At 72.9% G+C, this 17,009-nt stretch carries 14 protein-coding genes and 1 pseudogene; 7 read left to right on the forward strand and 8 right to left on the reverse strand.

Annotation, left to right across the window (positions count from 1 at the left end; translation table 11 throughout):
- Positions 1-88: 88 nt before the first annotated feature.
- Together greA and ACIGEZ_RS11610 are read right to left on the reverse strand one after the other, a co-directional pair.
- Complete coding sequence (gene greA, locus ACIGEZ_RS11605) at positions 89-586, reverse strand: transcription elongation factor GreA (RefSeq protein WP_399829033.1); 498 nt, start codon at positions 584-586, stop codon at positions 89-91.
- Between the two features lie 186 nt (positions 587-772).
- Complete coding sequence (locus ACIGEZ_RS11610) at positions 773-1,174, reverse strand: DUF4307 domain-containing protein (protein ID WP_399829035.1); 402 nt, start codon at positions 1,172-1,174, stop codon at positions 773-775.
- Between the two features lie 97 nt (positions 1,175-1,271).
- Between ACIGEZ_RS11610 and mca the strand changes: the two genes are divergently transcribed.
- Together mca and ACIGEZ_RS11620 are read left to right on the forward strand one after the other, a co-directional pair.
- Positions 1,272-2,153 (forward strand): mycothiol conjugate amidase Mca, encoded by an 882-nt coding sequence (gene mca / locus ACIGEZ_RS11615; RefSeq protein WP_399829037.1) that lies wholly within the window; start codon positions 1,272-1,274, stop codon positions 2,151-2,153.
- Position 2,154: 1 nt separating this feature from the next.
- A complete protein-coding gene (locus ACIGEZ_RS11620) occupies positions 2,155-2,394 on the forward strand; it encodes a hypothetical protein (RefSeq protein ID WP_399829039.1) in 240 nt (79 codons plus the stop codon).
- Positions 2,395-2,560: 166 nt separating this feature from the next.
- On the opposite strand, the gene ACIGEZ_RS11625 is transcribed toward ACIGEZ_RS11620, so the two are convergent.
- Positions 2,561-5,731 carry a tetratricopeptide repeat protein gene (locus ACIGEZ_RS11625; RefSeq protein WP_399829041.1) on the reverse strand — a complete coding sequence of 1,057 codons (3,171 nt, stop codon included), beginning with the start codon at positions 5,729-5,731 and terminating at the stop codon, positions 2,561-2,563.
- A gap of 294 nt (positions 5,732-6,025) precedes the next feature.
- Here ACIGEZ_RS11625 and ACIGEZ_RS11630 point away from each other — a divergent pair, with 294 nt between their 5' ends.
- Together ACIGEZ_RS11630 and ACIGEZ_RS11635 are read left to right on the forward strand one after the other, a co-directional pair.
- Entirely contained in the window at positions 6,026-6,421 is a 396-nt protein-coding gene (locus ACIGEZ_RS11630) for a rodlin (protein WP_399829044.1), read from the forward strand.
- Between the two features lie 144 nt (positions 6,422-6,565).
- Complete coding sequence (locus ACIGEZ_RS11635) at positions 6,566-8,593, forward strand: thioredoxin domain-containing protein (RefSeq protein WP_399829047.1); 2,028 nt, start codon at positions 6,566-6,568, stop codon at positions 8,591-8,593.
- A gap of 97 nt (positions 8,594-8,690) precedes the next feature.
- On the opposite strand, the gene ACIGEZ_RS11640 is transcribed toward ACIGEZ_RS11635, so the two are convergent.
- Positions 8,691-9,707, reverse strand: a complete 1,017-nt coding sequence (locus tag ACIGEZ_RS11640; RefSeq protein ID WP_399829050.1) for an LCP family protein — start codon at positions 9,705-9,707, stop codon at positions 8,691-8,693.
- Between the two features lie 150 nt (positions 9,708-9,857).
- Between ACIGEZ_RS11640 and ACIGEZ_RS11645 the strand changes: the two genes are divergently transcribed.
- Positions 9,858-10,061, forward strand: coding sequence for a hypothetical protein (locus ACIGEZ_RS11645; protein ID WP_399829052.1), 204 nt, complete (start codon positions 9,858-9,860; stop codon positions 10,059-10,061).
- Positions 10,062-10,221: 160 nt separating this feature from the next.
- Positions 10,222-10,455 (forward strand): chaplin, encoded by a 234-nt coding sequence (locus ACIGEZ_RS11650; RefSeq protein WP_399829054.1) that lies wholly within the window; start codon positions 10,222-10,224, stop codon positions 10,453-10,455.
- A 68-nt stretch (positions 10,456-10,523) separates the two neighbouring features.
- Here the strand turns inward: ACIGEZ_RS11650 and ACIGEZ_RS11655 are convergent, their stop codons facing one another.
- Complete coding sequence (locus ACIGEZ_RS11655; RefSeq protein WP_399829633.1) at positions 10,524-11,783, reverse strand: FAD-dependent oxidoreductase; 1,260 nt, start codon at positions 11,781-11,783, stop codon at positions 10,524-10,526.
- A 23-nt stretch (positions 11,784-11,806) separates the two neighbouring features.
- Positions 11,807-13,120 (reverse strand): ATP-grasp domain-containing protein, encoded by a 1,314-nt coding sequence (locus ACIGEZ_RS11660; RefSeq protein WP_399829056.1) that lies wholly within the window; start codon positions 13,118-13,120, stop codon positions 11,807-11,809.
- Positions 13,121-13,278: 158 nt separating this feature from the next.
- On the opposite strand from ACIGEZ_RS11660, the pseudogene ACIGEZ_RS11665 reads away from it, so the two are divergent.
- Positions 13,279-14,445, forward strand: a pseudogene (locus ACIGEZ_RS11665) (glycosyl hydrolase); the annotation flags it as partial.
- 681 nt (positions 14,446-15,126) lie between these two features.
- Here the strand turns inward: ACIGEZ_RS11665 and ACIGEZ_RS11670 are convergent.
- On the reverse strand, positions 15,127-16,266 hold the full coding sequence (locus tag ACIGEZ_RS11670) for a GNAT family N-acetyltransferase (RefSeq protein ID WP_399829635.1): 1,140 nt from the start codon (positions 16,264-16,266) through the stop codon (positions 15,127-15,129).
- 71 nt (positions 16,267-16,337) lie between these two features.
- Positions 16,338-17,006: a lipopolysaccharide biosynthesis protein gene (locus tag ACIGEZ_RS11675; RefSeq protein ID WP_399829058.1), complete on the reverse strand. Its 669-nt coding sequence runs from the start codon at positions 17,004-17,006 to the stop codon at positions 16,338-16,340.
- Between the last annotated feature and the right edge of the window lie 3 nt (positions 17,007-17,009).

A 17,009-nucleotide genomic window follows, 5' to 3' on the forward strand; every position in this document is an offset into this window, starting at 1 on the left:
GCGAAGAACTCGCCGGAGGTGTCGAGCGAGCACGGCGAAGGGCCGGACCCTGTGCGGGTCCGGCCCTTCGCCGCGTGTGCGGGCCGGCTCAGCCGGCGTACGGCTTGGCGCTGAGGATCCTCACCATGGCCATCTTGCCGTTCGGCAGCTCGTACTCGGCGTCGTCACCGGCCTTCTTGCCGTGCACGCCGACGCCCAGCGGGGACTGGGGGGAGTACGTCTCGATGTCACCGCTCGCGTACTCGCGCGAGGCGAGCAGGAAGGTCATCGTGTCGTCCTCGTCACCGTCGAAGGCGATCGTCACGACCATGCCCGGCTCGACGATGCCGTCGTCCGCCGGGGCCTCGCCGACCTTGGCGTTCTGCAGGAGCTGGGTGAGCTGGCGGACCCGGAGCTCCTGCTTGCCCTGCTCTTCCTTGGCCGCGTGGTACCCGCCGTTCTCGCGCAGGTCGCCCTCCTCGCGCGCAGCGGCGATCTTGGCGGCGATCTCGGTACGCGCGGGACCAGACAGGTACTCAAGCTCGTCCTTGAGCTTGTTGTACGCCTCCTGGGTGAGCCAGGTGACGTTCTCGCTGGTCTGGGTCACAGGTGCTCCTCGTAGGTACTGGGAATACAAAGTCGCCCTACACGAAAAGGATGCGTCTTCCCGGGCGGGCGAAACCACGAGCCTAACAATGAGTGGCGAAAAGCGGGAGGACATAAACCACATCAGTCGCGTCACCCCAGGTCACCGGGGTGACCTGACGGGCTCGTCCCGGGTCCCTACCCAGCGCTACCGCGCCGTACACCCCAGCAGCTCGGCGTTGGTGGCCTGCGCGGTGGTGCGGATCGAGTAGACCTCGTCGATCCGGGTGCCGGAGGCGTCCACGCGGACGTCCTTGCGACCGACCTCGGTGCCGTCCTCGGAGCGCGAGCGCAGGGTGCAGACGCCCTTGGCGTCGTCGTCCTTGCGGATCTCCAGGTGGACCTGGACCTCGGTGGCGCTCACCACGTCGAACTTGATCATCTCGGCGCTGATCTTCGTGCCGGCCACGTAGTGCCAGCCGAACCAGCCGATCATGGCGAGAAAGAGGGTGCCGAGCACCGCACCGGCGATCTTGAGCGTGCGGTCGGCGCGGGCGTCCGCGGAGCGGCCGTAGCGCCCCTCGGGCGGCTGCTCTCGCACCGCGCTCATGATCGTTCCTCTCGCCGTCGGGGTGCCGGAATTTTCCCTCCCCCGATTCCGTCACTATAGAGACCTCTCTTGGCGACGAATCACTGAGGACCGAGTCTTGACTGAGCAGCTGCGACTGATGGCCGTTCACGCCCACCCCGACGACGAGTCGAGCAAGGGCGCGGCGACGATGGCCAAGTATGTGTCCGAGGGGGTGGAGGTCCTCGTCGTGACCTGCACGGGCGGCGAGCGCGGCTCGATCCTGAACCCGAAGCTCCAGGGCGACCCCTACATCGAGGCGAACATCCACGAGGTCCGCCGCAAGGAGATGGACGAGGCCCGCGAGATCCTCGGGGTCGAGCAGGAGTGGCTGGGATTCGTCGACTCGGGCCTGCCCGAGGGCGACCCGCTGCCGCCGCTGCCCGAGGGCTGCTTCGCCCTGGAGGACGTGGACACCGCCGCCGGCGAGCTCGTCCGCAAGATCCGCTCCTTCCGTCCGCAGGTCATCACGACCTACGACGAGAACGGCGGGTACCCGCACCCCGACCACATCATGACCCACAAGATCACGATGGTGGCCTTCGACGGCGCGACCGACACCGAGAAGTACCCGGAGGCCGAGTTCGGCCCGGCCCACCGGCCGCAGAAGCTCTACTACAACCAGGGCTTCAACCGCCCCCGCACCGAGGCCCTGCACCAGGCGCTGCTCGACCGGGGCCTGGAGTCCCCGTACGCGGAGTGGCTGGAGCGCTGGAAGGAGTTCGAGCGCAAGGAGCGGACGCTCACCACGTTCGTGCCCTGCTCGGACTTCTTCGAGATCCGCGACAAGGCCCTGATCGCCCACCGCACCCAGATCGACCCCGACGGCGGCTGGTTCCGGGTCCCGATGGACATCCAGAAGGAGGTCTGGCCGACCGAGGAGTACGAGCTCAGCAAGTCGCTCGTCGATACCTCCCTCCCCGAGGCCGACCTCTTCGCGGGCATCCGCGACAATGCCTGACATGAGCGCACACCTGGCACTGACGCAGCTTGTCCCCTTCGCGGCCCAGGAGCTGGACAAGGACAAGGTGACCCCCGGCGTCCTCGGCTTCGTCGTCTTCGCCGCGCTGGCGCTGGCCGTCTGGATGCTGATGAAGTCGATGAACCGCCACATGCACAAGATCGATTTCACCGAGGCCCCGGACCCGGCCACCGCCACCCCGGGCCCCGCCCCGTCGGCCGAGGGCCCGGCGAAGAAGTAGCCGCACGGGCGCGCGTACGGGTCCCGGGACCGCCGGGGCCCGTACGCGCGCTGCCGTGGATCCGTACCGGCCACCGGGCCGCCAGGGCGTGTCCGGCGGATCGGGCCCGCGGCCGCGCGGTGATCCGCCAGGCCCGCGGCCGCGCGGTGATCCGCGCCGGACTCCCCTAGGCCACCCCGACCGGCACCCCCATCACCTCCCGTGCGTGCCGGCTCGGCACCATGCCCAGGGGCCAGGCCTGCCAGGCCGGGTCGGTGGGGGTGGTGCGGTCCAGGAGGAGGGTGTACGCCTCCGTATAGTCGTCCAGTTTCGGGTCGCGGGACGGGTGACGGGACTCGGCGAGGGCGGTGAGTTCCTCGCGGGCCGTGGCCGGGTCCTGGAGCAGGGTGCAGCGCAGGAAGCGGGCCCAGTCGGCGCCCCGGCGGTCGCCGTACGAGGCGAAGAGTCGGGCGGCTTCCTCGCACAGGTCCAGGGCCTGGGCGGTGCGGTCGTTGCCGGCGTCCACGATGGCCAGCTCCAGGCACGTCCAGGCCTCGCCGTGGGCCACCCCGATGCGGTGGAAGTCCGCGCGGGCGTCCGTCAGGAGCTGGCGGGCGAAGCCGGAGTTGCGCAGGTTGCCCGTCTGGGCGGCGCGCTGGTCGCGGGTGACCCGGCCCGAGTGGTGGCGGGCACATGCCAAGCCGTAGACGTCCCGCATCCGCGAGAACATCGTCCGGGCCCGTTCCAGCTCCCGTACCGCCTGGTCCCGGTCGCCCCGCTCCTCCAGCGCGTGCCCCAGGTAGTACAGCGTCCACGCCTCGCCCCGCGCGTCCTCCTGCTCCCGGTGCCGGGACAGCGCCTGGCGCAGGCCGTCCACGGCAGGTGCCACGTCCCCGGCGACCAGTCGGGCCCGGGCCAGCTGGGTCAGCGCCCACGCCTGGCCGCGGCCGTCGTGGGTGCGGCCGTACTGGTCGAGCGCGAGCCGCAGCTCGTCCTCCGCCCGTGCCACCTCGCCGGTCCGCAGGAACACCTGGCCCAGCTGGAAGTGCGCCCAGGCCTCGCCGTGCAGCGACTCGTTCTCCCGGTGCAGGGCGAGCGCACGGTCGAGCAGGGTCAGGGCCTCCGCCGGGTTGCCCCGGTCCCGCTCCACGGCCGCGAGCGCGTGCAGGGTCCAGCCCCGGTCGGCGGCCAGCGAGTCCGGCTCCTGGAGCGCGAGCGCCTCGCGCAGCCTCGCAGCCGCCTCCGTCAGCTGGCCCTGGTGGTGCAGGGTGATCCCGAGCGAGCAGAGCGCCAGCGCCGCCCCCGCGTCCTGGTGCGCCTCCTGGTAGAGCGAGACCACCGAGGTCAGCGTCGTACGTGCCTTGTCCAGCTCGCCCAGCTGACGGGCCGCGATACCCGTCCGCCACTGCACCGAACGCGACAGCAGCCCCTGGCCCACCGCGTCCGTCAGCTCGTTGATCTCCCCCAGCCGGTACAGGTCGCCGCGCAGCAGGCAGTAGTCGCACAGCGCGCCGAGCAGGTCGAGCACCGTCTGCTGGTCCACGCCCTCCGCGTGCCGCAGCGTCGCCGTGATGAAGCTGGACTCCTCGTCCAGCCAGCGCAGCGCGGCGTCGAGCGAGCCGAAGCCGTGCCCGTCGAAGCGGGCAGCGCGGTTGACGCGCGTCGACATCTTGCCGTCGACCATCCGGATCACCGCGTCCGCGAGCTCCGCCTGGTTCCGGATCAGCCGCTCCTGCGCCGCCGCGATCTCCGCCGCGTCCTCCTCCTCGACCAGTCGCGCCGCCGCGAACCCGCGCACCGCGTCGTGCAGCCGGTACCGCTCCCCGCGTACGTGGTCGAGCAGACCGGCCCGCGCGAGCTCCCGCAGCAGCCGCGCCCCCTCCGCTTCCGTCCCGCCGAGCAGCGCCGCCGCGGCCGCAGCACCCAGCGAGGCCCGCCCGGCCAGCGCGAGCCGGCGCAGCAGCCGCCGCCCGTCCTCGTCCAGACCCGTCGCATAGCCGGCCGACAGGGCCCGCTCGACCGGCCGGGCCTCCGCGCCGGCCGCGTCGAGGAGCCGCACCACCTCGTCCGCCGGGCGCCCGTCGAGCAGCGCCCCCGCAGCCCGCAGCGCCAGCGGCAGACCGCCGCACAGCTCCCGCGCCCGCCCGAACCCCTCCGCGTCGTACGGACCGGGGCCCCGCGCCGCACCGAGCAGCTCCTCCGCGCCGGCCGCGTCGAGCGCCGTCACCGGCAGCGCGTGCACCGAAGCCGGCACGTCCGCGCCCAGGTCGAGCGGCTCCCGGCAGGTCACCAGGACCAGACTGTCCGAGCGCTCCGGCAGCAGCGTGCGCACCTGCGCCGCGTCCACCGCGTCGTCCAGGACCACCGTCACGGCGAGACCCGTCAGATGCCGGTGGTACAGCTCCGCGAGCCGCCGCACCTGCTGCTCCGCCGACGACCGCTCCCGGAACAGCAGCTGGTCGCGCGGCGCGCCGAGCCGGTTCAGCAGGTGCAGCAGTGCCTCCCGGGTCGCCAGCGGCTTCTCGCCCCGCGAGGCCGCGCCCCGCAGGTCCACCACGCACGCCCCGCGGAACTGGTCCCGCAGCGCGTGCGCCGCCCGCACCGCCAGCGTCGTACGGCCCGAGCCGGGCGCCCCGTACAGCATCACCACCGTCGGCCGGGTCGTCGTCGCCGCCCGGCCCGCCTGCACCCACCGGGTGATCTGCGCCAGCTCGGCCCGCCGTCCCGCGAACGGCCCCGTCGCGTCCGGCAGATGGCCGAAGGACTGTTCCAGGACGGTACGCCGCCGGGCCGCCGCACTCCGGTCCGTGCCCCGCAGCCGCTCGACCACCTTCTGCGGTGGCTGCCCGGCCGTGCCGAGCAGCACCCGCTGCTGCTCCAGAAAGGGCCGTACGCCCCGCACCTCGAAGGCCGTCAGCCACTGGAGCCGCAGCTGCTCCACCCCGCCCGGCCGGCCGAGGTCCCCGGCCCTGCGGTGCGCGGCGGCCCGGCGCCCGGCGCCGACCTTCAGAGCGGTGGCCGCGGCGCCCGCCACAGCCACCACGGCGCCCGCGCCGAGCGCCGTGCCCGGGCCCGTACCCAGGACGAGGTCGCCGCCGAACGCGGCGGCCGCCGCAACGGCCGTCACCAGGGCGGGAGTTCCCAGCTCGGCGGGGGCGGACGCGCCGGCCTCCGCAGCTTCCACGGCCCGCAGGAAGGCCGCGTACTCCTCGGCCGCCGACGCCGCCATGGCGTCCAGCGCGACCCGGCCGCGCGCGAGCAGCGGCTCGGCGGCAAGGCGGCCGCCGGAGCGCCGCACCTCCTCTTCCACGGCCCGCTCCAACAGCCGCTCGGTCTCGGCCCGGTGGCTGTCCCGCATGTGCGTCCCCCTCCGCCAGCCGGAAGCCTCCGGCCCGAACAGTCCGGACCCAAGTGTCCTGCGTGACGGGCGCCGGCGCGAGGGAGCGGGGCGACAGGCCGGTAATCACAAGGGCTCCGGGCCACCCACAGCCGGGCCGAACGCATGCCCGTCGACCTCGCGTCCGGTGGCGTTCATCTGCGTAATACCGCGTCCGGGTGACCCCCCGGAACCAAACGATCCGGGGGCAGTTGATCAGTGTGCTTCGGCCAACGGAGCAGTTCCGGGCCACTCGAGCTCAAGAAGGAAGATCTCGTGATCAAGAAGGTTCTCGCTACGGCGGCGGTTGCGGTCTCGGTCGCCGGCATGGGTGCGTCGACGGCGATGGCTGCCGGCAACGACGGCGGCTCCGCCAACATCATCGGCAACACGTCGAAGCAGTCCATCGGCAGCAACTCCACCGGTGGCTACATGAGCCCGAACTTCGGCCTCGTCAACGGCGGTGTCCTGCACTGCTTCGACGTCCAGAAGGTGGAGGCGCAGGTTCCGATCGGCGCCCTCATCGGTGTCCCGATCGCCGTCCAGGACGTCCTGGGCAACCCGATCGCGAACCAGACCTGCACCCAGAACTCCGTGCAGCAGAAGGGCGACGACGCGCTGTCGCACATCCTGGGCGAGGTCCTCTCGCAGAACGGGAACGTCGGCGGCTGAGCCACCGGCCCCATCGGAGCGGCCTCGTTCCTCGCAGAGCCAGTGCGAGGAGCGGGGCCGCTTCCGGTTGTTCACTGCCCCGTTCGTGCGCCGTCCACCCGTGGCGTCCGGGCGGGGTTTCCGTGTGTGCGCGAGGATGGGGGCATGCCGAACAGACTGGCCCATGAGACCTCCCCCTATCTGCTCCAGCACGCCGACAACCCGGTCGACTGGTGGCCCTGGTCGGCCGAGGCGTTCGAGGAGGCCCGGCGCCGCGACGTCCCGGTGCTGCTCAGCGTCGGCTACAGCTCCTGCCACTGGTGCCATGTGATGGCCCACGAGTCCTTCGAGGACGACGCCACCGCGGCCCTGCTCAACGAGCAGTTCGTCGCCGTCAAGGTGGACCGCGAGGAGCGCCCCGACGTCGACGCCGTCTACATGGAGGCCGTGCAGGCGGCCACCGGGCAGGGCGGCTGGCCGATGACCGTCTTCCTCACCCCGGACGCCGAGCCCTTCTACTTCGGTACGTACTTCCCGCCCGAGCCCCGGCACGGCATGCCGTCGTTCTCCGACGTCCTCGACGGGGTCAGCCGTGCCTGGACCGACCGCCGCGGCGAGGTCGCCGAGGTCGCCGCGCGCATCGTCAAGGACCTCTCCGGCCGCTCGCTGGCCTACGGCGGCGACGGCGTCCCCGGCGAGAACGAGCTCGCCCAGGCCCTGCTCGGCCTCACCCGCGAGTACGATGCGAAGGCCGGCGGCTTCGGCGGCGCCCCCAAGTTCCCGCCGTCGATGGCCCTCGAGTTCCTGCTGCGCCACCACGCCCGTACGGGGGCAGAGGGCGCCCTGCAGATGGCCGCCGACACCTGCGAGGCGATGGCCCGCGGAGGCATCTACGACCAGCTCGGCGGCGGCTTCGCCCGCTACGCCGTGGACCGCGAGTGGGTCGTGCCGCACTTCGAGAAGATGCTGTACGACAACGCGCTGCTGTGCCGGGTGTACGCGCACCTGTGGCGGGCCACGGGCAGTGACCTGGCCCGCCGGGTCGCCCTGGAGACCGCCGACTTCATGGTCCGTGAACTGCGCACGCCCGAGGGCGGGTTCGCCTCCGCCCTCGACGCCGACTCCGACGACGGCACCGGCAAGCACGTCGAGGGTGTCTTCTACGTGTGGACCCCGGACCAGCTCACCGCCGTCCTCGGCGAGGACGACGCCCGCTACGCCGCCCGGTACTTCGGCGTCACCGAGGAGGGCACCTTCGAGCACGGCTCCTCGGTGCTCCAGCTCCCGCAGGACGCCGGCGTCGCCGACGCGGACCGCATCGCCTCGATCAGGCAGCGGCTGCTCGCCGCCCGCGAGGAGCGCGCCCGCCCCGGCCGTGACGACAAGATCGTCGCCGCCTGGAACGGGCTCGCGATCGCCGCCCTCGCCGAGACCGGCGCCCTGCTCGACCGCCCCGACCTCGTCGACCGGGCCACGGAGGCGGCCGACCTGCTCGTCCGGCTCCACCTCGACGACGGGGCCCGCCTGACCCGTACCTCCAAGGACGGCCAGGCGGGCGGCAACGCCGGGGTCCTGGAGGACTACGCCGATGTCGCCGAGGGCTTCCTCGCGCTCGCGTCCGTCACCGGCGAGGGCGTGTGGCTGGAGTTCGCGGGCTTCCTCCTGGACATCGTGCTTGACCAGTTCACCTCCGAGGGCGGTGCGCTGTACGACACGGCCCACGACGCCGAGCCGCTGATCCGCCGCCCACAGGACCCCACCGACAACGCCACCCCGTCCGGCTGGACCGCCGCCGCAGGGGCGCTCCTGTCGTACGCGGCGCACACCGGCTCCGAGGCGCACCGGGCCGCCGCCGAGGGCGCCCTCGGCGTGGTCAAGGCGCTCGGGCCGCGCGCGCCCCGCTTCATCGGCTGGGGCCTGGCCGCCGCCGAGGCCCTGCTGGACGGGCCCCGCGAGATCGCCGTGGTCGGCGCCCCCGACGACGACCGTTTCCAGGGCCTGCGCCGTACCGCCCTGCACGCCACCACCCCCGGCGCGGTCTTCGCCTTCGGCACGCCCGACAGCGAGGAGTTCCCGCTCCTGAAGGACCGGCCGCTGGTGGCCGGGGGAGCGGCCGCGTACGTCTGCCGCCACTTCACCTGCGACGCACCGACGACGGACCCGGCCGAGCTGGGCCGCAAGCTCGCCCGCTGAGCGGAGCCGGCCGAGCGGTGCCCGCTGAGCGGAGCCGGCCGAGCGGCGCCGCGAGGGGGCGGACCATCGGGGTCCGCCCCACTCGGTCCGCCCCGGCCTACGCGCAGAGCAGCGTCTTGCCCCCCGAGGGCCGGTACTCGCCCAGCGGGGTCTCGCTCTGCGGGGTGGGGCGGGCGGCCGGCAGCGGCTTGTCGGCGCGCAGCCGGCCGAAGACCTCGTCGGCGTACTCCACGTCCCACGAGATCGTCGCGCCGACGCCGGGGATCAGCGGGTTGATGGTCTTGATCGGTACGGTCGCGAACTCCGTCCGCTCCGGTTCGAGGTTCCGCAACCGGGCGGCGAGCGTCAGCAGCTCCGGTGCGCTGATCGCCCGCTCGGACTCCTCCGAGCCGCGCAGGGTCTCGGCGAACCAGCGCAGCCAGTCGGCGTCCCGGAACAGGTGGGTGCGGACCTCCCGCAGCGTGTTGACGACGAAAGCCTGCTGTTTCTTGATCCGTCCGAAGTCCGCCTGCCCGTCGGCCTTGCGCGAGCGGACGTACTGGAGCGCCTCGCCGCCCGCGACCCTGCGCGTGCCCGGCGGTAGGTCGAGGCCGGTGGCCGGGTCCTTGAGGGGCTTCTTGGTGCACACCGGTACGCCGTCGACGACGTTCACGGTGTCCATGAACCGGCGGAAGTCGACCTCGAGATAGCGGTGTACGGGGGTCTTGGTCATCGCCTCGACCATCTCGATGGCGAAGGCCGACCCACCCTCCTTCCAGGCGTTGTTGAGCTTCGCCTGGTGCGGAGCGCGCATCTCGCCGGTGCGCCGGTCGCGGTGCTCGGGGAACTCGGTCAGCGAGTCGCGGGGCAGGCTCACCACGCTGACCCGGTCGTTCCTGGCGGAGACGTGGACGAGCATCATCACGTCGGTGCACCCGCACCCGTGGTTGCCGATGTGGTACCTCGTCCGCTCGGCGCCGGTGATCCGCGTGCGGGAGTCGAGTCCGACGACCAGGATGTTGAGACCCCCCGCGGGCTCCGGCAGGGGAGGCGGGGCCGCGGCGAGCGCGCCGGCGCCGAGCGCGACCAGGGATCCCGAGACGATCAGCAGCCGCGATGGTCGGGAGAGTTTCATGACGTCACCACCAGGGTTCGGGAGGTCCAGAAGGCCGAACCGTAATCGGATGATTGTCATACCGGAGGATGCGACGCGACATGGGCCGGGCGAATCACCCTTCTGCTGAGGCTGTGTCATGATGCCGGAACCGCAGCGGAAGGAGCGAATATGGCACCGGATCCCGGGAAATGGGAGCGGATGGCCTTCATTCCGAAGAGCCGTTATGTGGCCGACCCGATGCCCGCCGAACGGGAACCCTTCCCGGTATATTCCTCGCTCGCCCGCCAATGGGCGCTCGCCGGACGTGCCGTGCCCGGAGTGCCGGACCGTGAATGGGAGCGGCTCATGCGGACGCCGATCTGGCCGCGCTGAGCGGTGCAATGGAGTGAATAACACCTGTCTGACGAATGCCTGGTTTCCTTTTCGTGGCAGGGTCGTTGTGAACTGTGCAGCGGAAGGCGGGGACACCGAGTGCGCCCGTGCATCACGAAAGCCGTGAATTCTCTTCCGCCGCAGAAAGGATCCAGACGAAATGAAGTGTAAGAAGGCTGCGGCCGTCGTCGCCGGTCTGATCATGGCCCTGGGTGCGGCCGCCCCCGCGATGGCGGACTCGCACGCCGAGGGCGCGGCCATCGGTTCGCCGGGCGTCCTGTCCGGCAACGTGGTGCAGGTGCCGATCCACATCCCGATCAACGTCTGCGGCAACACCGTGAACGTCATCGCGGCGCTGAACCCGACCGCGGGCAACGTCTGCGTCAACGCCTGACGCACCCGAAGGACCGGGCCGGCCCCGGGGAGTGTCCACCATGCTCCCCGGGGCCGGCCTCCGTCGTGTCAGCGGGCGGCGGCCACCCGCTCCTCGCCCGACCGGGGCCGGCCCACCCGGCCGGCGCCGCGCCCCGTGGCCCGCAGCCGCTGCCGTACCCCCTTCACCAGGCGGCCCGCCGTGTAACCCGCGCCGAACACGAAGCGCATCGAAGGCCCGTACGACGGCGCCGTCAGCAGCCCGGCGAGGAAGAGGCCCGGCCGGGAGGACTCGAACAGCGCCCCCACCTCCGGCGCCCCGCCCGCCCCGACCCGGCGCAGGGCGCCCCGCAGCTCCGGGGCGAGCACGTCCGCCCGGTCCAGACTCGGTACGAAGCCGGTGGCCGCGATGACATGGTCGGTCTCCAGGACACCGGTCCCGTCCGGCCCCACCACCTCGAGCCGCAGCCGGTCGTCGGAGGTCACCTTCGCCGCCGTGACCCGCTGCCCCAGCCGTACGTCCCCGACCGCCGCGAACCGCTCGCGCAGCCACCAGGCGCCCGCCGGGCCGAGCGCCGAGTCGAACACCCGCTCGCGGGTGGCGGCGGGCAGCCGCCGGAACAGCCCGGGGGTGTCCGCGTACAGCCGGTTCTGCCAGCCGCAGCCGAGTCCCGTGTGCGGCGCCCGCAGCGACTGCCAGGCGCCCCGGTCGAGCGCGGGCGGCAGGGTGTTCCAGTCGAGCCGTCCCGAGCGGGCCAGGATGCGTACGGCCGCGCCCTGTTCGGTGAGGATCGCGGCGGTCTCCAGGGCCGCCTGGCCGGCGCCGATCACCGTGACGTCCTTGCCGGCGAAGCCGTCGAGCTCGCCGTGGTGGCTGGAGTGGGTGACGTGACGGCGCGGCAGGCCCCGCAGCGGTTCCGGCACCTCCATGAAGGGGAGTACGCCGACGGCGAGCGCCACCGTGCGGGCCCGGAAGGCCTCGCCGTCCTCCGCGGTGACCTCGAACCCGTCGGCGGCCGCCGCCACCCGGGTGATCAGCCGCTCGTCGAGGCCCGGCACCGCCTGGCGGGCGAACCAGTCGCCGTACGCGGCGAAGAAGCCGACGGGCAGCGGCACCCCGTGCTCGGCGCGGACGCCCTGGGTGGCCGCGTAGGCGTCGAGCCCGTAGACGCCCCGCGGATCGGAGAGGTGGGAGGCCCACGGCTCGGACTTCAGGAACATCGCCGAGGGCATCGCGTGCCAGGACTCCATGGGGCGGCCGAAGGTCCGCAGCCGGATCCCGTGCGCCGCCGCGTGGGCGGCCACGGAAAGACCGTAGGGTCCAGCACCCACAATCACCAGGTCGTACATCGTGCGTTCCGCCTTCGTCGTAGTCATCGTCGGGTCATCCGGTCGGAGGGGGTACGGGGCGACCGCGGCGCCACCACGGCCGTCGCCCGCCGGGGGCGGCCGGCCCGCAGCAGCCGACGCACCGTCACCAGCCCCTTGCGCACGGCGTGGGAGAGCCAGGCGCGCAGCATCACGAGGGCCGGCGCGAGATCGTCGGCGGCGAACCAGGCCAGCTCGAGCCGCTCGCCGGGCCGCCGGGCGGCACCGGGCTCGGGGGCGTACCGGCGGCGCGGAGAGGTGAGCAGGGACAGCGCCGTGTAGTTCTCGACGACGAAGCGGCGGCCGTACGCGGGGGAGTGCGCGGGGACCGGCCGGCCGGTGAGGTCCAGGTGCATCGCGCGCACCACGTCGAGGCCGTCCCGGTCGGCGAAGAGCCGGAACTGGGCGCCGGGGCGCGGGTTGAAGTCGAGCAAGTGGTAGGCACCGGTCGCCCGGTCGAGCCGGAAGTCCAGGTCGCACACGCCCCGGTAGCCGAGCGCCGAGAGCAGCTCGCGGGACAGGGCGTCGACGTCCGGGTTCGCGGTCCAGCGGCCGACGGCGGTGAGCCCGGCACCGTCCGGCCAGGAGCGCTCCTTGCGCCCGGTGGCCCCGGTGGCGCAGCCGCCGGCGGAGTCCACGTACCCGTGGAAGAACCAGTCGAGGTCCCGCCCGGCCGGGAGGAGCTCCTGGAGCAGCAGCCGGCTGCCGGCCTGCGGGACACGCCCGTACAGCTCGCGGATCTCGGCGAGCGAGCCGACGACGGTTGTGCTGCGCAGCCCGCCGCCGGCCGGCAGCAGCCAGGGGCGGCTCCACTTGGCGACCACCGGCAGCCCAAGCGACCAGGCCATGGCGGCGGCCTCGTCGGCGCTGGTGGGGAGTTCGGTACGGGGATGGGGGAGGGACAGGGCCCGGCAGGTCTCGGCGAGCTGGGCTTTGTCGGCGACGCGGGCGAGCTGTTCCGGGGACTGGTCGGGCAGCGCGAAGACCCCGGCGAGCTCGGGACGGCACTCGGCGACGGACAGCGCCGTGATGTCGTCCAGCGGCACCAGGACGGCGGGATGTGACGAGGGGTCGGGCAACTCGTCGGCGATGCGCAGCAGCAGGCGGGTGAGCTCCGCGGGGGAGGGCTCCGCGGGGCGCGGGTGGGCGCGGTGGAGATGGCGGGAGCGGACGACCGGGCTGGAGAGCGACTCGACCACCGCATGGACCGTGATGCCCGCCCGCCCCAGGGACCGCGCGGCGCCGAGCGTGCCGTGATGAAAGGGGTTCGGGTCGAGCCGCACAAGGACCGCGGGAACGCGGCTGTCAAAACTCGGCACGGTGTGTCCTTCGTCTCGGGGTGCCCCAACTGGGCGATGAAATCCTCTAACGGGCTATTGATCGGATCGAAGCGGAGTTCTCGGTCGGCTCATTAGGAATACTTTCGGAACATCAGATTGACGGTCCATCAAGTGGCGTGAGAGAAGAAGGAGCTGTCATGACCAACCGAAAGCGCAGACCATCGAGGACGTGGCTGGGGGTGATCACCGCCGGTCTCCTTGCGTCAGGTTCTGTCGTGCTGTCGTCTTCCGCTCACGCCGCCGAATCCGTAACGACCCGAGACCCCCAACCGACTCTGTCCGGTGCCATGGGCGCTTTCCTCGAATCGGGCCCGATCGGCGTCGCCCGCATCGGGCAGCTGGAGCGGTGGCTCGGTGGCCGTGAGCTCCGGGTGGGCCACACCTACCTCCCCGGAGACCGCTGGTCGAACATCGAAGGGCCGCCCGGCTTCCTCGACGCCTGGGCGTCCTGGCGCAACGAGCGGACCGACCGGCTGTTCGTCCTGAACGTGCCGATGCTGGAGCGGAACGAGGCCGGGCTCTCCGACCACGAGGTCAGCCGCCAGCTGCGGTTCGGCGCCGCCGGGTACTACGACCACCACTTCCGCAGGCTCGCCGAACGCCTGGTCGACCTCGGCGCCTCGGACACGGTCGTCGTCCTCGGCTGGGAGATGAACGGCACGACGTACACCCACCGGTGCGCGCCCGACCCGGCGGCCTGGAAGAAGTACTGGACGCGGATCGTCGGCGCGATGCGCTCCGTGCCCGGTCAGGAGTTCCGCTTCGACTTCAACCCGAGCCGCGGGCGGGACGCCATTCCGTGGACGGAGTGCTATCCGGGTGACGACGTGGTCGACATCATCGGGATGGATTCCTACGACCAGCCGCCGGGTTCGACGTTCGAACGGCATGTCAGCGAGCCCTACGGGCTGCAGGCTCAGGTCGATTTCGCGGCCCGGCACGGAAAGCAGATCTCCTATCCGGAATGGGGTCTGTTCCGGAACGGGGACAACCCCGAATACATGCGGCGCATGCTCGAATGGATGAAGCAGCACAAGCCGCTGTACCACACCATCACCGACTACTGCCCGCACGGCGTCTGGCAGTGCGACGACAACCCGCGGTCCTCGCTGGTGTTCCGTCAGATGCTGTACGGGGTGGAGCCGCAGGTCCCGACGGATCCGACGGATCCGACGGATCCGGTGGACCCGACGGACCCGACGGAGCCGACTGACCCCGTGGACCCGGTGGATCCGACAGATCCGGTCGAGCCGACGGACCCGGTCGAGCCGACGGACCCGACCGACCCGGCGGAGCCTGCTGAGCCGGCCGAACCTGCGGATCCGGCTGAACCGGCTGACCCGGCGGATCCGGCGGATCCGGCTGACCCGGCGGACCCGGTCGACCCGACAGTCCCGGTGCCGAAGCCTGAGCCGAAGCCTGAGCCGAAGCCCGAGCCCAAGCCGGAGCCCAAGCCCGAGCCGAAGCCGGAGCCGAAGCCGGAGCCGAAGCCGGAGCCGAAGCCGGAGCCGAAGCCGGAGCCGAAGCCGGAGCCGAAGCCGGAGCCCAAGCCCGAGCCGAAGCCCGAGCCGAAGCCGGAACCGAAGCCTGAGCCGAAGCCTGAGCCGAAGCCCGAGCCCAAGCCGGAGCCCAAGCCGGAGCCCAAGCCCGAGCCGAAGCCGGAACCGAAGCCCGAGCCGAAGCCGGAACCGAAGCCCGAGCCGAAGCCCGAGCCCAAGCCCGAGCCCAAGCCCGACCCCCTGCCCCTGCCCCAGCCCCAGCCGATCCCCGTGCCCCCCAAGCCCGCCTGCACGCCCATGAACCTCGGTTCGTGGGTCGAGAGCTGGATCGGCGGGAAGGTCTGCGTGCCGAACGTGTCCCTGGACGACACCTGGAAGGACGACCTCGACCTCGACCTCGGCCTCGATCTCGACCTGAAGGGCGCGCTGAACGGAACCTGGCCCTTCTGACCGGACCGTGAGCGCGGGCCGCGGCGGCGGAGGAGCTCATCCTCCGCCGCCGTTCGCCGTACGGCCCGGCAGCCGCCCGGTCACACGGCCCACCGCACGGCCCAGCCACTCCCGCTCCCGCACCTGACGGGCCGCCCAGCGCCGCCCGTCCGCCGCGCCGGCGCGCAGCCAGAGCAGCGGGGCCGTACCCCTGCTCGTGAGCAGGAGCCGCTGGTTGGGCACCGACTCGGGGCGCCAGTGGTGCTTGTACGGTTCGGTGCCGCGCAGCATGCTCAGCGTCGCCCGGCCGCTCGCGCTGGTCTCGCGCGCCCCGTGCCGCAGCAGCATCGCCGCCACGTCCACCTTGCGGGCCCGCAGCGCCGGATCGGCGCCGTACAGATAGCCACCCGCGAGCCGCCGCGACATCAGGGTGAGGTCCGCCGCCACCACGTCCCCGGCGAGCCGGAACTCGGTGACCATCGCGTCGCCGCACTCGACCATCGGCCGCACCGCCCGCGCCAGGTGCTGGGCGAACCGCTCGCTGGTGTGCTCGGCGGTCACGCCCCGGCCCCGCCACTGGAGCTGGTGCAGCGTCAGGAGCCGCTCCAGGGCGGCCGGTACCTCGGGCGCGGTCACGACGCGCTCGTCGATGCCCAGGGCGTCCAGCTTGCGCAGCTTCGCCCGCATCCGCTGGGCCTTGCCGGAGGGGATCCGTTCGAGCAGCGACTCCATCGGTACGGCCGGCAGCTCAAGGCACATCGAGTCGGCGAGCCGCCGCCGGGGACCACGCCACCCGTCGAAGACCCGCTCGGCCGCGGCCCCCGGCCGCACCTCGCGCAGGTCGATCACCGCGCCCCGCGCCGCGAGGGCCAGCGCCCGGGCCAGTGCGGGCGCCGCGTCAGGGCAGCCGTCGTCGAGCAGGACGTCGGTGAAGTCGGTGATCGAGCCGCCGAGCTGGGTGAGCACCGGCAGCGGCCCTGCGGCCCGCATCAGGGCCGCGGCCGCCACCGGCGTGCCGTCGTCACGCCGGACCAGGACCACGCGCAGGGCGCCGGGCCGCCCGTACGAGAGCCACCACGAGTGCAGCCACGCGTGCGACTGGAAGGGCGTCGCCGTCGAGCAGCGGCGGTACAGCGCCGTCCACTCCGGGCCGAGCCGCCCGAACTCCGAGCCGTCCCGGCAGATCTCGGCGCGCAAGGGGCTGCTTCCGGCGCGCGGCAGGCTGCTCCCGGTGTACAGCGGGCTCTCGGTTCGCAGGGGTCTGCCGCTCACACCGCCTCCGGTTCCGGCTGCTGGGCGCCGACCGCGGGCCCCGGCACCGAGGCGGCGCCCGTACCCGTGCCCTGCCGCGAGTGCCGGGCCTCGGCCCGCGACGCGGCCCGCTTCGGCCGGACGAGCAGCACCAGGCCGCCGAGCAGACCGCCCGCACAGGCGCCGACGAGCGCCGACAGGGCCGCCGAGGGCGACACCGGGGCGACCGGCTTGGTCGCCCGCGAGAACTGGACGACCTTCACCCCCGTACTCGCGGCGACGTGCGAGCTGTCGAGGACCAGCGCGCGGGCCACCCCGTCGGCCATCGACACCGCCGTCGAGGGCTTCGCGGACCGGGCGGTGATCGAGATCATCGGCGCGTCCGGCGAGGTCGCGGCCTGCACGCCGGCGCGCAGCGTGGCGGCGGAGACCCCGGCCCACACCTGGGCGTCGCCGGTCACCGCGATGTCCGTGGCGACCCGCCCGTAGGCCTGCGCGAAGCCGAGCGCCGCGGCCGGGTCGGACTTCTCGCCCGGCACGACGATGACGTAGCTGGTCGCCGCGTACTGCGGGGTCTGCACGGCGCCGTAGCCGCCGCCGAGCGCGGCGCCGGCGAGCACGGCGGCCGGCATCACCATCCAGCGGCCGGGGGTGAGGAGACGGGAACGTTGCGGGGTGGTGGTCATGGT

The sequence above is a fragment of the Streptomyces sp. NPDC085481 genome (genome assembly GCF_044541845.1).
GTDB lineage: Bacteria > Actinomycetota > Actinomycetes > Streptomycetales > Streptomycetaceae > Streptomyces.